Origin of the sequence: Modestobacter roseus (assembly GCF_007994135.1) — a bacterium.
Lineage (GTDB): Bacteria > Actinomycetota > Actinomycetes > Mycobacteriales > Geodermatophilaceae > Modestobacter > Modestobacter roseus.
On sequence record NZ_VLKF01000001.1, the window covers coordinates 4,365,671 to 4,383,917 of the forward strand.

General features: G+C 74.6%; 18 protein-coding genes and 1 pseudogene. 13 read left to right on the plus strand and 6 right to left on the minus strand.

Features of this window, described 5'->3' with window-relative positions; all coding sequences use genetic code 11:
- Positions 1–50: 50 nt before the first annotated feature.
- Entirely contained in the window at positions 51–1,679 is a 1,629-nt protein-coding gene (gene groL / locus JD78_RS20910; RefSeq protein WP_153362422.1) for a chaperonin GroEL, read from the plus strand.
- Between the two features lie 134 nt (positions 1,680–1,813).
- Here groL and JD78_RS20915 read toward each other — a convergent pair whose 3' ends face one another.
- Positions 1,814–2,173: a VOC family protein gene (locus tag JD78_RS20915; RefSeq protein WP_153362778.1), complete on the minus strand. Its 360-nt coding sequence runs from the start codon at positions 2,171–2,173 to the stop codon at positions 1,814–1,816.
- A 155-nt stretch (positions 2,174–2,328) separates the two neighbouring features.
- Here JD78_RS20915 and JD78_RS20920 point away from each other — a divergent pair.
- Positions 2,329–2,967 (plus strand): annotated as a pseudogene (locus JD78_RS20920) (DUF72 domain-containing protein); the annotation flags it as partial.
- A gap of 169 nt (positions 2,968–3,136) precedes the next feature.
- Here JD78_RS20920 and JD78_RS20925 read toward each other — a convergent pair.
- Positions 3,137–4,132, minus strand: coding sequence for a Gfo/Idh/MocA family protein (locus tag JD78_RS20925; RefSeq protein ID WP_153362479.1), 996 nt, complete (start codon positions 4,130–4,132; stop codon positions 3,137–3,139).
- 31 nt (positions 4,133–4,163) lie between these two features.
- Between JD78_RS20925 and JD78_RS20930 the strand changes: the two genes are divergently transcribed.
- Positions 4,164–4,430 carry a DUF4031 domain-containing protein gene (locus JD78_RS20930; RefSeq protein WP_153362478.1) on the plus strand — a complete coding sequence of 89 codons (267 nt, stop codon included), beginning with the start codon at positions 4,164–4,166 and terminating at the stop codon, positions 4,428–4,430.
- On the opposite strand, the gene JD78_RS20935 is transcribed toward JD78_RS20930, so the two are convergent.
- The gene (locus tag JD78_RS20935; RefSeq protein ID WP_153362477.1) at positions 4,427–4,663 is read right to left on the minus strand and encodes a DUF6458 family protein; all 237 of its coding nucleotides are present in this window, start codon (positions 4,661–4,663) and stop codon (positions 4,427–4,429) included. The genes JD78_RS20930 and JD78_RS20935 overlap by 4 nt on opposite strands.
- 117 nt (positions 4,664–4,780) lie before the next feature.
- Complete coding sequence (locus JD78_RS20940; protein WP_153362476.1) at positions 4,781–5,407, minus strand: HD domain-containing protein; 627 nt, start codon at positions 5,405–5,407, stop codon at positions 4,781–4,783.
- Positions 5,408–5,539: 132 nt separating this feature from the next.
- Here JD78_RS20940 and JD78_RS20945 point away from each other — a divergent pair, with 132 nt between their 5' ends.
- The 7 genes from JD78_RS20945 (at position 5,540) to JD78_RS20975 (ending at position 12,146) form a co-directional block, all read left to right on the plus strand.
- Positions 5,540–6,517, plus strand: a complete 978-nt coding sequence (locus JD78_RS20945; RefSeq protein WP_166521381.1) for an isopenicillin N synthase family dioxygenase — start codon at positions 5,540–5,542, stop codon at positions 6,515–6,517.
- A gap of 38 nt (positions 6,518–6,555) precedes the next feature.
- A complete protein-coding gene (locus JD78_RS20950; protein ID WP_208104174.1) occupies positions 6,556–7,158 on the plus strand; it encodes a helix-turn-helix domain-containing protein in 603 nt (200 codons plus the stop codon).
- Positions 7,159–7,268: 110 nt separating this feature from the next.
- Positions 7,269–8,171, plus strand: a complete 903-nt coding sequence (locus JD78_RS20955) for an ABC transporter permease (protein WP_153362475.1) — start codon at positions 7,269–7,271, stop codon at positions 8,169–8,171.
- Positions 8,172–8,238: 67 nt separating this feature from the next.
- Complete coding sequence (locus JD78_RS20960; RefSeq protein ID WP_166521382.1) at positions 8,239–9,432, plus strand: substrate-binding domain-containing protein; 1,194 nt, start codon at positions 8,239–8,241, stop codon at positions 9,430–9,432.
- Between the two features lie 28 nt (positions 9,433–9,460).
- The gene (locus JD78_RS20965; RefSeq protein ID WP_166521383.1) at positions 9,461–10,564 is read left to right on the plus strand and encodes a mandelate racemase/muconate lactonizing enzyme family protein; all 1,104 of its coding nucleotides are present in this window, start codon (positions 9,461–9,463) and stop codon (positions 10,562–10,564) included.
- Positions 10,561–11,448 (plus strand): NAD-dependent epimerase/dehydratase family protein, encoded by an 888-nt coding sequence (locus tag JD78_RS20970; protein ID WP_153362650.1) that lies wholly within the window; start codon positions 10,561–10,563, stop codon positions 11,446–11,448. The genes JD78_RS20965 and JD78_RS20970 overlap by 4 nt, the downstream gene beginning before the upstream one ends.
- On the plus strand, positions 11,445–12,146 hold the full coding sequence (locus JD78_RS20975) for a phospholipid scramblase-related protein (RefSeq protein ID WP_166521384.1): 702 nt from the start codon (positions 11,445–11,447) through the stop codon (positions 12,144–12,146). Before JD78_RS20970 ends, JD78_RS20975 begins: the two co-directional genes overlap by 4 nt.
- A 315-nt stretch (positions 12,147–12,461) precedes the next feature.
- Here JD78_RS20975 and JD78_RS20980 read toward each other — a convergent pair whose 3' ends face one another.
- Positions 12,462–13,883 carry a glucose-6-phosphate dehydrogenase gene (locus JD78_RS20980; RefSeq protein ID WP_243731102.1) on the minus strand — a complete coding sequence of 474 codons (1,422 nt, stop codon included), beginning with the start codon at positions 13,881–13,883 and terminating at the stop codon, positions 12,462–12,464.
- 196 nt (positions 13,884–14,079) lie between these two features.
- Here JD78_RS20980 and JD78_RS20985 point away from each other — a divergent pair, with 196 nt between their 5' ends.
- The 3 genes from JD78_RS20985 to JD78_RS20990 all read left to right on the plus strand — a co-directional run bounded on the left by JD78_RS20985 (position 14,080) and on the right by JD78_RS20990 (position 17,874).
- Complete coding sequence (locus tag JD78_RS20985; RefSeq protein ID WP_153362654.1) at positions 14,080–14,592, plus strand: DUF7282 domain-containing protein; 513 nt, start codon at positions 14,080–14,082, stop codon at positions 14,590–14,592.
- Positions 14,593–14,737: 145 nt separating this feature from the next.
- Complete coding sequence (locus JD78_RS22725) at positions 14,738–14,863, plus strand: hypothetical protein (protein WP_267128592.1); 126 nt, start codon at positions 14,738–14,740, stop codon at positions 14,861–14,863.
- Between the two features lie 23 nt (positions 14,864–14,886).
- Positions 14,887–17,874 (plus strand): helix-turn-helix transcriptional regulator, encoded by a 2,988-nt coding sequence (locus JD78_RS20990; protein ID WP_243731103.1) that lies wholly within the window; start codon positions 14,887–14,889, stop codon positions 17,872–17,874.
- Here JD78_RS20990 and JD78_RS20995 read toward each other — a convergent pair.
- Positions 17,861–18,199: a PspC domain-containing protein gene (locus tag JD78_RS20995; protein ID WP_153362226.1), complete on the minus strand. Its 339-nt coding sequence runs from the start codon at positions 18,197–18,199 to the stop codon at positions 17,861–17,863. The genes JD78_RS20990 and JD78_RS20995 overlap by 14 nt on opposite strands.
- Between the last annotated feature and the right edge of the window lie 48 nt (positions 18,200–18,247).

Consider the following 18,247-nt stretch of genomic DNA (forward strand, 5'->3'; position numbering starts at 1 on the left):
GCGGGCACCGGACCGGACCCTGCAGCGATTCGCTCGGAGGACATCACCACATGGCCAAGATGATCGCGTTCAACGAAGAGGCGCGCCGCGGCCTCGAGCGAGGGATGAACACCCTCGCCGACGCCGTCAAGGTGACCCTCGGCCCCCGTGGCCGGAACGTCGTGCTGGAGAAGAAGTGGGGCGCCCCCACGATCACCAACGACGGTGTCAGCATCGCGAAGGAGATCGAGCTCGAGGACCCGTGGGAGAAGATCGGGGCCGAGCTGGTCAAGGAGGTCGCGAAGAAGACCGACGACGTCGCGGGTGACGGCACCACCACCGCCACCGTGCTCGCCCAGGCCCTCGTCCGCGAGGGGCTGCGCAACGTCGCCGCCGGCGCCAACCCGATGGCCCTGAAGAAGGGCATCGAGAAGGCCGTCGCCTCGGTCTCGGAGTACCTCCTCTCGACCGCCAAGGACGTCGAGACCAAGGAGCAGATCGCGGCCACCGCCTCGATCTCCGCCGCCGACACCGCCATCGGTGAGCTCATCGCCGAGGCGATGGACAAGGTCGGCAAGGAAGGTGTCATCACCGTCGAGGAGAGCAACACCTTCGGGCTCGAGCTCGAGCTCACCGAGGGCATGCGCTTCGACAAGGGTCACCTGTCGGCCTACTTCGTCACCGACACCGACCGCATGGAGACCGTCCTCGACGACCCGTACATCCTGGTCGTCAACGGCAAGATCTCCTCGGTCAAGGACCTGCTCCCGCTGCTGGAGAAGGTCATGCAGTCCGGCAAGCCGCTGGCGATCATCGCCGAGGACGTCGAGGGCGAGGCCCTGGCGACCCTGGTGGTCAACAAGATCCGTGGCACCTTCAAGTCGGTCGCCGTCAAGGCCCCCGGCTTCGGTGACCGGCGCAAGGCCATGCTCGCCGACATCGCCATCCTCACCGGTGGTCAGGTCATCAGCGAGGAGGTCGGCCTCAAGCTCGACAACGCCGACGTCTCCCTGCTGGGCCGCGCCCGTCGCGTCGTCACCACCAAGGACGAGACGACGATCATCGAGGGCTCCGGCGACGCCGACCAGATCCAGGGTCGGGTCAACCAGATCCGCGCCGAGATCGAGAAGTCGGACTCCGACTACGACCGCGAGAAGCTGCAGGAGCGCCTGGCCAAGCTGGCCGGTGGCGTCGCCGTCATCAAGGCCGGCGCCGCGACCGAGGTCGAGCTCAAGGAGCGCAAGCACCGCATCGAGGACGCGGTGCGCAACGCCAAGGCCGCCGTCGAGGAGGGCATCGTCGCCGGTGGTGGCGTCGCCCTGGCGCAGGCCACCACCGTCGCGTTCGAGAAGCTCGACCTCGAGGGTGACGAGGCCACCGGTGCCAACATCGTGCGCGTCGCGCTCGAGGCCCCGCTGAAGCAGATCGCCGTCAACGCCGGCCTCGAGGGTGGCGTCGTGGCGGAGAAGGTCCGCAACTCCGAGACCGGCTGGGGCCTCAACGCCGCCACCGGGGAGTACGTGGACCTGGTCGCCGCCGGCATCATCGACCCGGCCAAGGTCACCCGCTCGGCGCTGCAGAACGCCGCCTCCATCGCGGCGCTCTTCCTCACCACCGAGGCCGTCATCGCCGACAAGCCGGAGAAGAACGCCCCGGCCATGCCCGGTGGCGACGGCGGCATGGGCGGCATGGACTTCTGAGTCCACCGCTCAGCGCCAGCTGAGCACAGCACCACCAGCACTGCCCGGCAGGGGCGGTCCCGCATCGCGGGGCCGCCCCTGTCGGCGTCCGGGCGCGGGCCTACCCGACGTCGATCACGGGCCCGTCGAGGTCGTCACTCCTGCTCCGGGGTGAAGCAGCAGAACTCGTTGGCCTCGGGGTCGGCGAGCACGTCCCAGTGCACCTCGTCGTCCCGCCGGCGCACCAGCGTCGCGCCCAGCGCCAGCAGCGCCGCGGTGTCGCCGACCACGTCGTGGTGCACCCGGTTCTTGACGGTCTTCGCCTCGGTCACCGGGTTCACCCAGATCCGTGGACCGGTGCCCGACGGGTCGACGATGAGGACCGGCCCGGCGACGTCCGGGTCACCGGGGTCGCGGCGGACGTAGCCCATCGCCGCGCACCACCAGTCGGCGACGGCCTGGTGGTCGCGGGCGTCCAGGCAGAGGTCCAGGAAGCGTGCGGGGGAGTCGCTCACGAGGGCAGGGTAGGGCCGCCGGGCCGCACGAGATCTGCGGTCTGGTGGCCTCCCGACGCGGGATGCCCCGTGATCGCAGATCTCGTGCGGCTGGTCCGCCACCCGGGCGGGGGAGCCTGCGGATGGGCAGGGGAGCAGCCGGGTAGGCGGCTGGGATGACGGTGGTGATCGGGACGTCGGGCTGGCAGTACCGCGACTGGCGCGGGCGCTTCTACCCGCCCACGCTGGCCCAGCGGCTGTGGCTGGAGCACCACGCCGAGCACTTCGCCACCGTCGAGAGCAACAACGCCTTCTACCGCTTGCCCGAGCGGCAGACCTTCGAGCGCTGGCGGGAACGCACCCCGCCCGACTACCGCTGGGCGGTGAAGGCCAGCCGGTTCCTCACCCACCTCAAGCGGCTGCGCGAGCCCGCCGAGCCGGTCGCCCGGTTGATGGACCGGGTCGCCGGCCTGGGCGACCGGCTGGACGCCGTCCTGCTGCAGCTGCCGCCCACCCTCAGGTGCGACGTCGACCTGCTCAACGAGTGCCTGGGCCAGTTCCCCGCCGGCACCCGGGTGGCCGTCGAGCCGCGGCACGAGAGCTGGTGGACCGACGAGGTGCGCGGGCTGCTGGAGCGGTACGGGGCGGCGCTGTGCTGGGCCGACCGGGCCGAGCAGCCGATCACCCCGCTGTGGCGCACCGCCGAATGGGGCTACCTCCGGCTGCACACCGGCCGCGACGGCTGGGACTACCGGCCCGAGACGCTGCACGCCTGGGCGCAGCGGCTGGGGGAGACGTACGGCGCCGACGACGTCCTCGTGTACTTCAACAACGACCCCGGCGGTGCGGCGACGCGCGACGCGGTCACCTTCGCCGGCGCCGTCCGGGCCGCCGGGGCACGCACACGCGGGTGCCGACGACGGACCAGGCCAGCGGCGCGGCCTGGCCGGCCCCGCCGCCGCCGAGGTCGTCCGAGAAGCCGCGTCAGAGGACGGCGCGGTCCTCGGCGAAGGCCACGCCGAGCTGACCGGCGGCCTGCTCCAGCACGTCCATCACGGCCAGGGTGTCGGCCAGCGGCATCACGCTGCTCTCGCCCCGCCCGGCGCGCACGCACTCGGTGACCTCGGCCAGCTCGTGGCTGTAGCCGGCGCCGGTCTGCGGGCGGGTGATCTCCTCGGGCTCCGCGCCGGCGCGGTGCAGCACGATGGTCTGCGGGTGGTGGAAGCGGGGGAGCACGTCGACCCAGCCCGCCGTCCCGAAGACCCGGGCCTGCCCGGGCAGCGCGTTGCGCAGCGAGGTGGTCAGTGTCGCCGAGCGGCCGTCGGCGTACCCGAGCAGCAGCGACGCCTCGGCGTCCACGCCGGTCTCGAACCGCGACCCGGTGGCGGCCACGGTGTCCGGCGCGCCGAGCAGGTGCTGGGCGAAGGAGACGACGTAGACCCCGAGGTCGAGCAGCGCACCGCCGCCGAGCTCGCGGGCGAACAGCCGGTCGGCGGGATCGAACTCGCGGGCCACGCCGAGGTCGGCCTGCACCGAGCGCACCTCACCGATCGCGCCGTCGGCGATCAGCTCGCGCAGGCGGACGACGGCCGGCTGGAACCGGGTCCACATCGCCTCCATGACGAACACGTCCGCGGCCCGGGCGGCGTCGACGACCTCGCGGGCGCCGGCGAGGGTCGCGGTGAACGCCTTCTCCACCAGCAGCGCCTTGCCCGCGGCGATCGCGCCGAGCGCGACCGCGTGGTGCTGCGGGTGCGGGGTGGCCACGTAGAGGACGTCGACTCCTGCGTCGGCGAGGATCTCCGCGTAGGAGCCGTGCGCGCGCTCCAGCCCGTGCCGGTGGGCGAAGTCGGTCGCCCGGTCCAGCGACCGCGAGGCGACCGCGACCGCCCGCGCGCCGTCGACGACGGCGAAGTCCTCGACCACCTTCTCCGCGATGCGGCCCGGCCCGACGACGCCCCAGCGGATCTCCTCAGTCACGCCCCGACCGTAGCCGGGGCACACTGACGCCGTGACCGTGCTCATCGACACCCCGGTCTGGCCGTGGCGGGGGCGGAAGTGGTCGCACCTGGTCAGCGACGTCGACTACGACGAGCTGCACGCCTTCGTCGCCGCGCACCTCGGCATCCCGCGCCGGGCCTTCCAGGGCGACCACTACGACGTCCCGGAGGACCTCTACGCCGAGGCGGTCGCCGCCGGCGCGGAGCCGGTGGGCAGCCGGGAGCTGCTCGAACGGCTGCTCGCCGCGGGCCTGCGCCGCCGGAAGACCCGGGCCTAGTAGGTCTCCTCCGTGGTGGACCGGCGGACCGGGCCGCCCTCGTAGCCGTCGGTGCGCACGACGCGGCGGCGGCGCGGCGCCCAGACGGCCAGCTCGACGATCACACCCAGTGCGCCGACGGCCATCAGGATCCAGCCGACGACGTCGAGGTCGACGCCGCTGACCTGCGCCGTCACCGCGAAGGTGAGGACGGCGCCGAGCGCGAGCAGGAAGATGCCGGTTCCGAGCCGCACGGGAACTCCTCGTGTCCGGCGACCGGTCCCCGGAGGGCGCCACCGGACGGTGGCGGGTCGCCGGGCAACTGTCGGTCACCGTCCGGTCGCGCGCGACCCGATGATCACCCGTGCGGGTCAGCTGACCCGATCGCGGAGCAGCCCCAGCTCGGCGGTCAGGTTCGCCCGCGCGCGGGGCTCCCAGACCACGGCCACCTCCGGCAGCCGGTACAGCGCGGGCAGCTCCAGCAGGTGCTCGAGCACCGCGATCCGCCCGGCGGTGAACTCCGCGTCGCCGAGGTGGCCGTACTCCTCGCGGACCGCGGAGGCGTACGCGGCGTAGGCCTCCGGCGGGCTGGCCAGCACGGCGAGATCGGCGTCGCACAGCACGGCGCCGTTCGCGTCGTCGTCGGCCGGGTCGTGGCCGGCGGTGAGCAGCACCAGCCGCTCGACCTCCGCGACGGTCTCCTCCGGCACCAGCCCGAGCAGGCCGATCCGGGCCCGCGCCGCGCTGACTGCCTCGTTGTCGTCGCGGGTGGGGTCGTAGGCGACGTCGTGGTACCAGGCGGCCAGCCGGACGGCGACGGGGTCGGCGGCGTGCGGTGCCAGCTGGTCGACGATGCCGAGGACGGCGGTCAGGTGGGTCAGCGCGTGGTACCTGCGGTGCGGTTCACCCCAGGCGCCGACGACCGCAGCCCACTCGGTGCGCGAGGTGGGGGAGTCCCCGGCCAGCGCCGCCCACTCGTCGAACCCGATGCCCGCCACGTCCCGCAGTCTGTCAGCGGCGGGGACCGGGGGCTCGACCGCGCTCGCAACACCACCGACCCACGGACGCCACAGGCGGCGACTAGAACGGGCCGGGCAGTGCCCGACCACGCTCCCGGGAGAGGACCCCACATGACCGCGACACCGGACATCCCGCTCATCGACGTGGGCCGGTGGCGCACCGGCGATTCGGCCGCGCGGGCGGAGCTGGCCGCGCGGCTGGACCGGGCCATGCAGGACTCGGGTTTCTTCCTGGTGTCCGGCCACGGCATCGCCCCGGAGCTGCGGGACCGGCTGCGGACCGCGGCCCGGGAGTTCTTCGCGCTGCCGGGCGTGGCCAAGGAGCCCTACCGGTGCGCACCGGGGGGCCGGGGGTGGATCGCCAAGGGGATGGAGGCCAACGCCTTCTACGGCGAGGTGCCCGACGCCGCCCGGGCCGACCTCAAGGAGAGCTTCACGTCCGGCCGCGTGCACCGCACCGGTGACCCGCACCTGGACGCCGAGTGGTTCCCGGCGAACGTGTGGCCGGAGCAGGTGCCCGAGCTCGCGGCGCTGTGCGCGGAGTACACCGCCGCGACCTGGGAGCTGTTCACCGACCTGCTGCAGATGTGCGCGGTGGCGCTGGGTCTGGAGCCGACCTGGTTCACCGACCGCTCGGCGGACGCGCCCTTCACCTTCAACATCAACCGCTACCCCTCGCTGGCCGACAGCGGCACCCCGCTGCCCGGCCAGTACCGGGTCGGGCCGCACACCGACTGGGGCATCCTCACCATCCTGGACCGGCAGCCCGGCTACGGCGGCCTGCAGGTGCAGGGCCTGGACGGCGAGTGGTCCGACGCACCGTTCGTGCCGGACGCCTTCACCGTCAACATCGCCGACCTGCTGGCCCGCTGGACGGGTGACCGCTGGCGCTCGACCCGGCACCGGGTGCTCCCGCCGTCCGCGGACGCGCCTCGTGAGGAGCTGATCTCGCTGATCATGTTCTTCGAGACCGACGTGACCAGCGTGGTCGAGCCGTTCGAGCCCCCGGTCGGAGGGGGCGCCTGGTACGAGCCGGTGACCGCGGCGGACTACCTGCTGGAGCGGGAACGCGCCGCCACGGTGGCCTGACGCGGCCGCCCGCGGGGCCGGCGGGCAGGATCGGCACCGTGCCCGAGACCGACCCCGCCGGCGAGCTCGACCCCGATGAGCTGGGCTCGATCGTGGGCGCGCGCGTCCGGGAGCGGCGGCGGGCCCGCGGGCTGACCATGGTGCAGCTCGCCGACCTGGCGGGGCTGTCGCAGCCCTTCCTCAGCCAGGTGGAGCGGGGCCGCGCCCGACCGAGCATGGGCTCGCTGCACCGCATCGCCCGCGCGCTGGGCACCACCACCCCGGCACTCCTGACCGGGGCGGGGCAGGGTGCGCCCGGACTGGTCAGCCTGGTCCGGGCCGGTGCCGGGACCACCGTCGCCCACGACGGGGGCACCACGCGGACGCTGGTCGAGGGCACCCCGGCGCTGCTCCCGCTGGAGTTCCGGGTGGCCCACCGCGACTTCCCGGACTACTTCGAGCACCCCGCGGCGGAGTTCCTCTACGTGGTCAGCGGCCGGATCGAGGTGGACCTGGCGGCGGAAAGTGTGCACCAGCTCGGTCCGGCCGACACCCTCTACTACGCCGGCGACGTGCCGCACCGCTTCCGGCTGCTGGGCCGCTCGCCGGCGACCGTGCTGGTGGTGCAGGCGGCTGCCCCGGAGGTGGGCCCGCCGGGCTGACCCCTCCGCGCCGGGATGGAACGGACAACTGACGCCGTGGCAACCCGGTGGAAACACCCGGCCCCGATATTGCTCACGTCAATGTCGTAGCGAGCGACCGGAGGTGGGGCATGACCTCGACGGAGGTGGTCGACCGAGCGGCCGGCACCGAGTCCCCGCAGGCCGGTGGCGGCCCGGTGACCCCGGCCCGACGCTCGGACGGCGGTCGGCGGCACCCCGCCGGGCCCCGCACGGGCACGGCCGTCCGGGTCGTCGTCCCGGCGCTGCTCGGCCTGGTCGTCGTCGGCCTGTGGTACCTGGTCAGCCTGGTCGTGCTGGAGCCGCGCCGGCAGTTCATCCTGCCGCCGCCGCACGAGGTGTTCCTCGAGGCGTTCCTGGACGGTGACTCCCTGCTGGAGCTCCTCGGTCCGCTGGGGACCACGGCCCGGGTCGCGCTCACCGGGCTGGCGTTGGCGGCCGCGCTCGGACTGACCCTGGCGATGGTGATGAGCCAGTCGCGCTGGGTCGAGGTCGCCGTCTACCCGTACGCGGTGGCCCTGCAGAGCATCCCGATCCTGGCCCTGGTCCCGCTGATCGCCTTCGCGCTCGGCTACGGGTTCGGCAGCCGACTGGTCGTCGTCGTGCTGATCTGCCTCTTCCCGATCATCACCAACACGCTGTTCGGCCTGCAGTCGGCCAGCGAGGAGATGCACGACCTCTTCAGCCTGCACGGGGCCGGCCGGGTCGTGCGGCTGCGGAAGCTGCAGGTGCCGGCCGCGCTGCCGGCCACCTTCGCCGGGCTGCGCATCTCCGCCGGGATGGCGGTCGTCGGCTCGATCGTCGCCGACTTCTTCTTCCGGCAGGGGGCGCCGGGCATCGGGCTGCAGATCGACGTCTACCGCAACAACCTCGACGGCGAGATGTTGTACGGCGCCATCCTGCTGGCCTCCTTCTTCGGGCTGCTCGTCTTCTGGGCCTTCGGCTGGCTCGCCCACCTCGTCACCGGCGCCTGGTACCGCCCGCCGCGCCGCTGACGTCACCCGTTCCCCTCCCGGCCGGCGACCCGCCGGTCGGCCCCCTCCCGTGAGGAGCTTCTCTGCCATGTCCGCTCACCGGCGTTCCCCTCGTCGACCCGCCCGGCCGCTCGGCCCCGGCGCCGCTCTGCTGACCGCCTCCCTCGTGCTGGCCGCCTGCGGCGGGTCGAGCGACGACGACGCTGCCGCGGCCGTCGGTGGCGACGGCGCCCTCGCCGACTGCCCGGCGACCGTCGTGCTGCAGACCAACTGGTTCCCCGAGCCCGAGCACGCCGCCGCCTACCAGCTCATCGACCCGGCCGAGGCCACGATCGACGCCGAGGCGGGCATCTACTCCGGGCCGGCCGTCGCCGACGGCAACGTGACCATCGAGATCCGGGCGGGCGGGCCGTTCATCGGATTCCAGAGCAACACCGCCCTGCTCTACACCGACGACGACGTCATGCTCGGCATGGTCGACACCGACGAGTCGGTGCGGCTGTCGGCCGAGCAGCCGACCACGGCCGTGGTCACGCCGCTGGAGCTCAACCCCCAGGTGCTGCTCTGGGACCCGGACAAGTACGACTTCACCTCCTTCGCCGACATCGGGGAGAGCGACGCGACCGTCCTCTACTTCCAGGGCGCCACCTACATGGACTACCTGCGGCAGCAGGGCTTCGTCCGCGCCGAGCAGCTCGACGGTTCCTTCGACGGCTCGCTCACCCGCATCGTCGCCGGGGAGGACGTGGTCATCCAGGGCTACGTCACCCAGGAGCCGTGGCGGCTGGAGAACGAGTTCACCGACTTCGGCAAGGAGCCGGGCTACCTGACCCTCGGCGACGCCGGGTACGACACCTACGGCTCTGCCTGGGCCGGGACGCCGGAGGCGGTGGAGGCCAACAGCGCCTGCCTGAGCCAGCTGGTGCCGCTGCTCCAGCAGGGCCAGGTCGACTACATGTACGACCCGCAGCCGGTCAACGAGGCCATCTCCGCCTACCTGGAGGAGATCGGCCAGTTCTTCCAGATCACGCCGGAGCGGGCCGCGGCGATCACCGACTCGCTGCACGAGGACGGCATCGTCGCCAACGCGCCGGACGGCACCCTGGGCGCCTTCGACGACGAGCGGATGGAGCGGATGACCGAGCTGCTCATCGGGGTGTTCGACGACCTGGACACCGAGCTGGCCGACGGGCTGACCGCCGACGACATCTACACCAACGAGTTCATCGACCCCTCGATCAGCTACGACCCCTCCCGGTACACGCTGCAGAGCGGGTCGTGAGCCGGCGACCGGGGGCAGGAGGTCGACGGTGAAGATCACCGGGATCACGGCACACCCGCTGCTCATGCGCAGCACCAACCAGCCGATGACCTTCTTCGTCGTCGCGGTGACCACCGACGACGGCCGCGTGGGGCTGGGGGAGGCGTGCGACTGCTTCGGGGTCTCCCACCCCACGGTGCTGGCCCGGATCGTCGAGGACGTGTTCGCCCCGGCGCTGATGGGCAGCGAGGTGGGCGCCGGCGGCCCGGCCGTGGACGCCGTCCTGCACGCCACCCGCCGCACGCTCGGGGCGGGCACGGTCGCCGCCCAGGCCCGCAGCGCGGTGGCGATCGCGCTCACCGACCTGGCGGCGCAGGAGGCCGGCCGCTCGGTCAGCGAGGGTTTCGGGCGGGTGCGCGACAGCGTGCGGGTCTACGTCGGCAGCAGTCCCTTCCTCGAGTCGAGCGGCGCTGCGGCGCACCTGGACCGGCTCGCGCCCGCCCTGGACCGGGGCGTGGACATGGTCAAGATGCGGATCGGGCCCGACTGGCGGCGGGCCCTGCGGTCGCTGGCCGACCTGCGGGCGCTGCTCGGTGAGGCGGTGGAGGTCGCCGTCGACGCCAGCGAGTTCTTCCACCTGGCCGACGCGCTGCGCATCGCCGACGGGCTGGCCGACCTGGACGTGGCGTGGCTGGAGGAACCGTTGCCGTACGAGCAGCGGCCGGCCATCGCCGAGCTGGCCCGGCGCACCCGGGTGCCGCTGGCCTACGGGGAGCACCTGTTCACCCTCGGCGAGGCCGCGGAGGCGATCGCCGGCGGGGTGACGGTGGTGCAGCCGGACGCGGCCATCTGCGGCGGGGTGGAGCCGGCCCGGGCGGTGGCCGCGCTGGCCGCCGCGCAGGGGGCGCGCGTGGTGGGGCACCACCACGGCGGCGTGGTCTCGATGGCGGCCAACCTGCACGTCGCGGCCTCCTCCCCGGCGCTGGACCTGCTGGAGTTCCCGGTGCACCTGGACCCGCTGCTGCACGACTCGGCGGGGCTGGACCTCGGGCTGTCGGCGCTCGTCGACGGCCGGCTGCCGGTGCCCACCGGCCCGGGACTGGGGGTGACCCTGGCCCCGGACCTCCTCGACCGGTACGCCCTGCCGTCGTGAGGGTGCTGGTCACCGGCAGCCGCGGCCAGGTGGGGCGGGCCGTCGTCGCCCGGCTGCTGGCCGCCGGGCACGAGGTCCGCGGCACCGACCTCGGGGCACCGGACTACGCCGGCGGGGAGGCGGTGCCCTACGTGCGGGCCGACCTCACCGACGCCGGGCAGGCGGCCGCCGTCGTCCGGGACGTCGACGCCGTGGTGCACACCGCGGCGCTGCCCCGCCCCGGGCTGGACCCCGACCACGTGGTCTTCGGCGTCAACACCGCGGCGGCCTTCGCCGTCGTCGACGCCGCCGCGCGGTCCGGGGTGCGCCGGTTCGTGGCGTTGTCCTCCGACAGCGTCGCGGGGATCACCTGGGCTGCGGTGCCCGGGCCACCGGCGTTCCTGCCCATCGACGAGGACCACCCCGACCGGCCGGAGGACCCCTACGCGCTGAGCAAGCAGGTGGGGGAGCTGCTCTGCGACGCGCTGGTGCGCCGGGCGGCGTGCACCGCGGTGTCGGTGCGGGCGACCTGGGTGATGACGCCGGGGACCTACGCCGGCAACCTCGGTCCGTTCCTGCGCGACCGGTCGGTGCCCAGCCCGATGTTCTGGTCCTACGTCGACGTCGCGGACCTCGCCGACCTGCTGGTGCTGGCCGTCGAGGCGGACACCCCCGGGCACGAGGTGGTCTACGCGGCTGCGGCGGACAACGCCGGCGGCCGGGACCTGCGGGCCGAGGCGCTCGCCGTCCACCCCGGCCTGGAGGTGCGGCCGCTGGACCGGCCGGACGCCAGTGCGATCAGCAGCGCCAAGGCCGAGCGGCTGTTCGGCTGGACGCCACGCCGCAGCTGGCGGGACCACCTGACCGAGGACGGCCGGCCGCGGCAGCTACCGTCCGGCGCGTGACGCAGCCGCCCCCGCCGCCGGGCTGGTACGACGACCCGGCCGGTGGTGGTGGCTTGCGCTGGTGGGACGGCGGCAGCTGGACCCCGGGTGTGCGGCAGCGGTCGGTGCTGCTGGAGCAGCCGGTGCTCGTCGTCCGGCAGCGCACGAAGCTGGTGGAGCTGACCAACGAGTACGTGGTGCTCGACGGCGCCGGCCAGCAGGTCGGCGCCGTCGCCCAGGTGGGCCAGAGCGGTCTGCGCAAGGCGTTCCGGGCGCTGTCGCGCTGGGACCAGTTCCTCACCCACACCCTCGAGGTGCGCGACCCGGCCGGCCCGGTCCTGCTGCTCACCCGCCCGGCGAAGCTGCTCCGCTCGAGGGTGCTGGTCGCCCGGCCCGACGGCACGCCGGTGGGGGAGATCGTCCAGGTGAACGTGGTCGGGCACATCCGGTTCGACCTGGTGGTGGCCGACCGGCTGGTGGGCGCGATCCAGGCGGAGAACTGGCGGGCCTGGGACTTCGCGGTCACCGACGCCGCGGGCGCCGAGGTCGCCCGGATCACCAAGACCTGGGAGGGGCTGGCCCGCACGCTCTTCACCACCGCCGACGACTACCTGGTGCAGGTGCACCAGCGGCTGCCCGACCCGCTGGCGAGCCTGGTGCTGGCCAGCGCGCTGACCGTGGACACCGCGCTCAAGCAGGACGCGCGCGGGCTCAACTGACGAAGCACCCCGCCGCCCCCCGCCCCTCGCAGGCTCGCGGCGGGCCCCTGCGGCGGGGCCGCTCCAGCACGTCACCGGGGGTACAGTGCTGGATGTCCGGGCCGGGCGACCTGTGTCCCCGGGCTCCACTTGATAACTGCCGCTGGGGACTACCGCTCCGACCTCGGTCGGGGGTCTGGAGCCTCAGATGTGCAAAACGCCGCGAGGCGACCAGCGTCCGGTCCGGACCCCACGCAGCACCACCCGAGAACGCAGCACCACCCGAGAACAGCACGGCCCCCGACCACGTGGTCGGGGGCCGTTCTGCGGTGTTGCTCAGTCCTCCGTCTGGCCCAGCAGCCAGCCGTGCTCGCCGGCCAGCCGGTTGGCCTCGACCGGACCCCACGAGTCGGGCGCGTAGCGGTGCACCTCGGGCCGGTCGTCGAGCACCGGCTGGAGTGCCCGCCAGGTCTGGGCCAGCCCCTCGCTGGTGGTGAACAGCGACCGGTCGCCGACCAGCACGTCGTGGATCAGCGAGACGTAGGGCGGCAGCGGCTCGCCGCCGGGGATCGCCGACAGGTCCAGCGACACCCGCGCCGGCGCCATCGCCAGGTCCGGGCCGGGCTTCTTGGCCATCACGTCGATGTCCACCGAGCCGGCGCCGGCCAGCGACAGGGAGATGACGTTGCCGTTGGCCGGGACGTCGTCCACCGGGCCCTTCGGGCGGTGCAGGATGAGGCTGACCCGCTGCTGCTTGGCCGCCAGCCGCTTGCCGGTGCGCAGCAGGAACGGCACCCCGCGCCAGCGGCCGGAGTCGATGCACAGCCGGGCGGCGACGAACGTGTCGGTGTCGCTGTCGTCGGGGACGCCGTCCAGGTCGCGGTAGCCGTCGAACTGCCCGAGGACGACGTCGTCGGGCTCCAGCGGCCGGAACTTGGACAGCACCGACTCGCGGGCGGCGAGGATGTCGTGGGCGGCGAAGCTGACCGGTGGCTCCATCGCGACCTCGGCGGCGACCTGGAACAGGTGGGTCACCAGCATGTCCAGCGTCGCGCCGGTGGCGTCGTAGAAGTCGGCGCGGTCGGCGACGTCGAGGTCCTCGGGGACGTCGATCTGCACCTGGGCGACGTGCTCGCGGCTCCACACGTGCTCGAACAGGCCGTTGGCGAACCGCAGGGCGTGCAGGTCCTGGGTGCCCTCCTTGCCCAGGAAGTGGTCGATCCGGAAGACCTGCTCCTCGTCGAAGACCGAGTGCACGACGCCGTCCAGCTCGCGGAAGCCCTCGGGGGAGTCGCCGAAGGGCTTCTCGTAGACGATCCGGGCGGCCTCGGCCAGCCCGTGTGCGCCGATCGCCTTCGTGTACCCGGTGAACGCCTTCGGCGGCAGCGAGAGGTAGTGGACGACCTGCGCGTCCTCGCCGATCTCGGCGCGGGCCTTGGCCACCACGTCGAGCAGCTGGCCCGGGTCGTCGACGGTGAACCCGCCGCCGGCGAAGCGGAGCCGGGGGGCGAACTCGTCCCACGGGCCCTCGTCGGGGGAGGGGCCGAACTCGGTCAGCGAGTCGCGGACGTGGTCGACGAACTCCTCGTCGCTCCGCTCACCGCGGCCACTGCCGATCAGCCGCCACTCGTCGGGCAGCAGGCCGTGCTGGGCGAGCTGGAAGAACGCCGGGAGCACCATCCGGCGGGCCAGGTCGCCGGTCGCGCCGTACAGCACGAACACGGTCGGGGTCAGGTCGTTCGCGCCGTTCTCGGGCACTGTCGTCCTCTCACACACGTCGTCCGGCCGGGTCCCCCACGGGGCCGGCTCTCGGGGGATGCTGCCCACGACGGCGGGGGTGCACCGAGCTCTCCGGGGCAACCGCCCGGTGCCCGGCAGTCTTCCCCATCCCCGCGGGGACGCGCGCGTCGATCGCGGTGTGTGCGCCGCAGCCGGGAGTGGGCAGTCACAGGGCATGAGACGACCTGCGCTGCTCGCCCTGCCCGCTGCCGCCGTCCTCGCCCTGACCGCCTGCGGTGGGGACACCGAGGAGGACCCGACCCCCGCCGTCGGCACGACGTTCGCCGACGAGGACGAGCCGGACTCGGCTGCCCCGACCGAGACCGGCCGGGCCTCGGGCGCGCTGATCTCCGAGCTGGAGTTCGAGGACCAGTCCGGCGACGGCAGCTCGGCCACCGTCGCCCGGGTGGCGCTGACCGTCGACGGCTTCGTCGCGGTCTTCCCCGACGACGCGGACGACGACAGCGCGGAGGGCCTGCTCGGCTCCACCGCCGTCGAGGCCGGGGAGGCGACCGACGTCGAGGTGCCGTTGTCGCCGGCGCTGACCGAGGACGCCGAGCTGGAGGCCGTCCTCTACGGCGACACCGACGAGGACGGCGAGTTCGACCCGACGATCGACCAGCGCATCCCCGACACCGACGACCCGGAGGACGACGTCACCGAGGACGCCTCGTACACGGTGCAGTGACGCCGGCTGAGGCCCCTCGGCCGCGCGACTGAGGGGCCTCAGGACGCCGGGATCCCGCAGGACTGCCCGATCACCCGATGCCCGCCCCGCCGCCTCACGACGACCGTCCTTCTCGTCCACCACCGGACGACACGAGGAGACGGTCATGGCGCACTACCCCAACCCCGCCCTGGAGGCCGAGCTGGCCTACCGCCGGGAGCTGGTCGAGCGGTCCTTCGCCCGGGGCAGCCGGCGCGGGTCCTGGACGGCGCGCCGGCGGCGGGCGCACTGAAGCGCGGAGCCGCCGTCGCGTCGGTGGCCCGTGCCACGATCGGCGGCGTGCCGCGCTGGGACGAGGGTCCGCTGGTCGGCCGGGCGAGCGAGCTCGCCCGGCTGCTGGCGCACGTCGACGCGGCCGCCGCGGGGCGCCCCTCCGGGGTGCTGGTCGCCGGCGACGCGGGGGCGGGCAAGACGCGGTTGCTCGACGAGCTGTCCCGGCGGGCCGCGGAACGCGGCGTGCGGGTGCTCACCGGGCACTGCATCGACCTGGGCGACGTCGGGCTGCCGTACCTGCCCTTCGTCGACCTGCTGCGGCCGGTGGCCGCCGACCCCGAGCTGGCGCCGGTGCTGGCCCGCCGGCCCGTGCTGGCCGGCCTGCTCGGCGGCGGCTCGGTGCCCGAGCGGCCCGGCCCGGAGCTCGGCCCGCCGTCGCCGCACCGCACCCTGAGCCCCCCGGACGACGACGGCCGGCTCCAGCTGTTCGAGTCCGTGGCGGGGCTGCTGGGCGAGCTGGCCACGGAGCAGCCGGTGCTCGTGGTGCTGGAGGACCTGCACTGGGCCGACCGCTCCAGCCGCGACCTGCTGCGCTACCTGCTGGCCCGGCTGGTCGACGAGCGGGTCGCCGTCGTCGCCTCCTACCGCGCCGACGACCTGCACCGCCGGCACCCGCTGCGCCCACTGCTCGCCGAGCTGGTGCGGCTGCCCGGGGTCGAGCGGCTGGCCCTGGAGCCGCTGCCGGACGCCGACGTGCAGGTGCTGGTGCGCCGGCTCGGCTCCGGCCTGCCGGGGTCGACCGTCGAGGACGTCGTGGCCCGCGCGGAGGGCAACGCCTTCTACGCGGAGGAGCTGGTCGCCGCGGGGCTGACGGGGGAGGCGCTGCCCGGTGCGCTGTCCGACGTGCTCCTGGCCCGCGTCGAGCAGCTCGGCCCCACCGCGCAGCAGGTGCTGCGGGTGGCCGCCGTCGCCGGTCGCTCGGTGCGGCACGAGCTGGTCGCCGCTGTCGGCGGGCAGGCGCCGGCCGAGCTCGAGGCGGCGCTGGCCGAGGCGGTGCACCGGCACCTGCTGGTGGTCTCCGACGACGGCCGCTACCGGTTCCGGCACGCGCTGCTGCGGGAGGCGGTGCTCGCCGACCTGCTGCCGGGCGAGCGGGTGCGCCTGCACGCTGCGGTGGCGGCGCAGCTGGCCGCCCGGCCGGAGACGGGGACGGCGGCCGAGCGCGCCCACCACCTGCGCGAGAGCAACGACCTGCCCGGCGCGCTGACCGCGTCGCTGGAGGCGGCGAATGCGGCGCGCCGGGTGGGGGCACCGGCCGAGCAGCTGCAGCACCTGGAGGCGGTGCTCGCGCTCTGGGCCGCGGTGCCCGACGCGGCCGAGCGCGCCGGTCGCCCGCAGGAGGCGGTGCTGCTCGACACGGCGGCCGCGGCCCGGGCGGTCGGCGACCTGCACCGCGCGGTGGCGCTGCTGCACGCGGCCGGGGAGCTGCTCGGCGCCGACGGCGACCGGGAGGCCCGCGCGCGGGTGCACTACACGCTGGCCCAGCTGTTGAGCCGGATCGAGGAGGCGGCCGACGCGCACCGCGAGAGCAGCGCCGCGCTGGCGCTGGTGCCGGCCCAGCCGCCCTCGGTGGTGCGCACCTGGGCGGCGGCGACGCACGCGCGCACCAGCTTCGCCCTCGGCCGGGTGCCGGAGGCGACCGCGGCGGCGGAGGAGGCGCTCGCGGCGGCCGACGCCCTCGGGCTGGACAGCGCGTGGGCCGACACTGCCGTCTCCTTGGCCCGGGGCCCGGCGGGCGGGGACGCGGCGGTGGTGCGGGCGCGGCTGGAGGAGGCCCGGGCGCGGGCCGAGCGGTCCGGCGACGCCGACGTCGAGACGCGGGTGTGGTTCAGCCTGGCGATCACCGCCCACGACTGCGGGGAGGTCGAGGAGGCGCTCGGGTACGCGACGGCGGGCCTGGCCCGGGCGCGGGAGCTGAACGTCGAGTGGTCGTTCTACGGCGCGGAGCTGCGGCACCTGGAGGTGCTGACCCGGCACGCCCTGGGCGACTGGGACGGTGCACTGGCCGCGGCCGATGTGCTGGCCCGGGTGCCGGAGATGGCCGCCCACGTGCGCGCCGACGGGCTGCTGGTGCTCGTCGGCCGGGGCGACCCGGCGGCCGCGGAACGGCTGGAGTGGGCCCGCGGCCTGGCCGCGCGCTGGGACACCCACGTGCTGCTGCTGGTGGCGATCACCACGGCCGAGCTGGAGCTGGCCGTGCGGGACGGCGACCCGGAGACCGCGGTCGAACGCGCACGGACGGCGGACCGGCGGCTGCAGGAGCTCTGGGGACCCGACCGGCCGGTGTCGCTGCGGCTGATGGCGACCGCGCTGGCCGCGGTCGCCGATGCGGCGGCGGGAGCCCGGCGGGCCGGGGACACCGCAGGCGAGGCCCGCTGGGTGGCCGAGGCCGAGGAGCTGGCCGCGCTCGGCCGGGCGGCGGGTGCGGCGGCGGTCGCGGCGTACGGGCCGTTGGGGCGGGAGGGCCGGGCGTGGACCACCCGGCTGTCCGCCGAACTGGCGCGGGCGCAGGGCGCGCCCGCTGCGGAGCTGTGGCGGCAGGCGGTCGCGGAGTTCGGGTACGGGCACGTGTACGAGCAGGCCCGGTCCCGGCTGCGGCTGGCCGAGGCGCTGCTCGCCGGCGACGACCGCGCGGGCGCGGCGGCCGAGCTGGCCGCCGCCCACGAGGTGGCGGTCCGGCTGGGCGCCGGGCCGCTGCGGACGGCGGTGGAGGCGCTGGCCCGCCGCGGCCGGCTGGACCTGCCCGGCGTGCGTGCCGTCGAGGCCGACGCCGTGTTCACCCCGCGGGAGACGGAGGTGCTCGCGCTGGTCGCGCAGGGGCGCACCAACCGGCAGATCGGGGCGGAGTTGTTCATCAGCGAGAAGACCGCCAGCGTGCACGTGAGCAACATCCTGGCCAAGCTCGGCGCCGCCAGCCGGGCGGAGGCGGTCGCCCTCGCCGCCGCCCGCGGCCTGCTCAGCGGCGGATGACCGCCCGGCGCAGCTTCTCGACCCACTCGTCCAGCACGTTCGTGCGGTCGTCGGGCGTGGCGGGGGCGGTGGGCATCAACAGCCACAGCGCCAGGTAGAGCCAGAACCCGGCGCCGCCGGCGACGACCAGCGCGACGAACCCGAGCCGCCACAGCAGTGCGTCGATGCCGGTGTGCGCGGCCAGTCCGGCGGCGACGCCACCGACCACCAGGTGGCTGCGGTCCCGCCGCAACGGCGGTCGCTCGGCGTCGGGGCTCTCGCCGCGCGGCGCCTCCGCCTGCGGGAGCTCAGTGGACGGGGTGGCGTTGGTGCCGGTCTCGGTCATGACTCGAGCCTGCGCGCGGCGACGTCGCCGTGGCATCGGGGAAGTCCC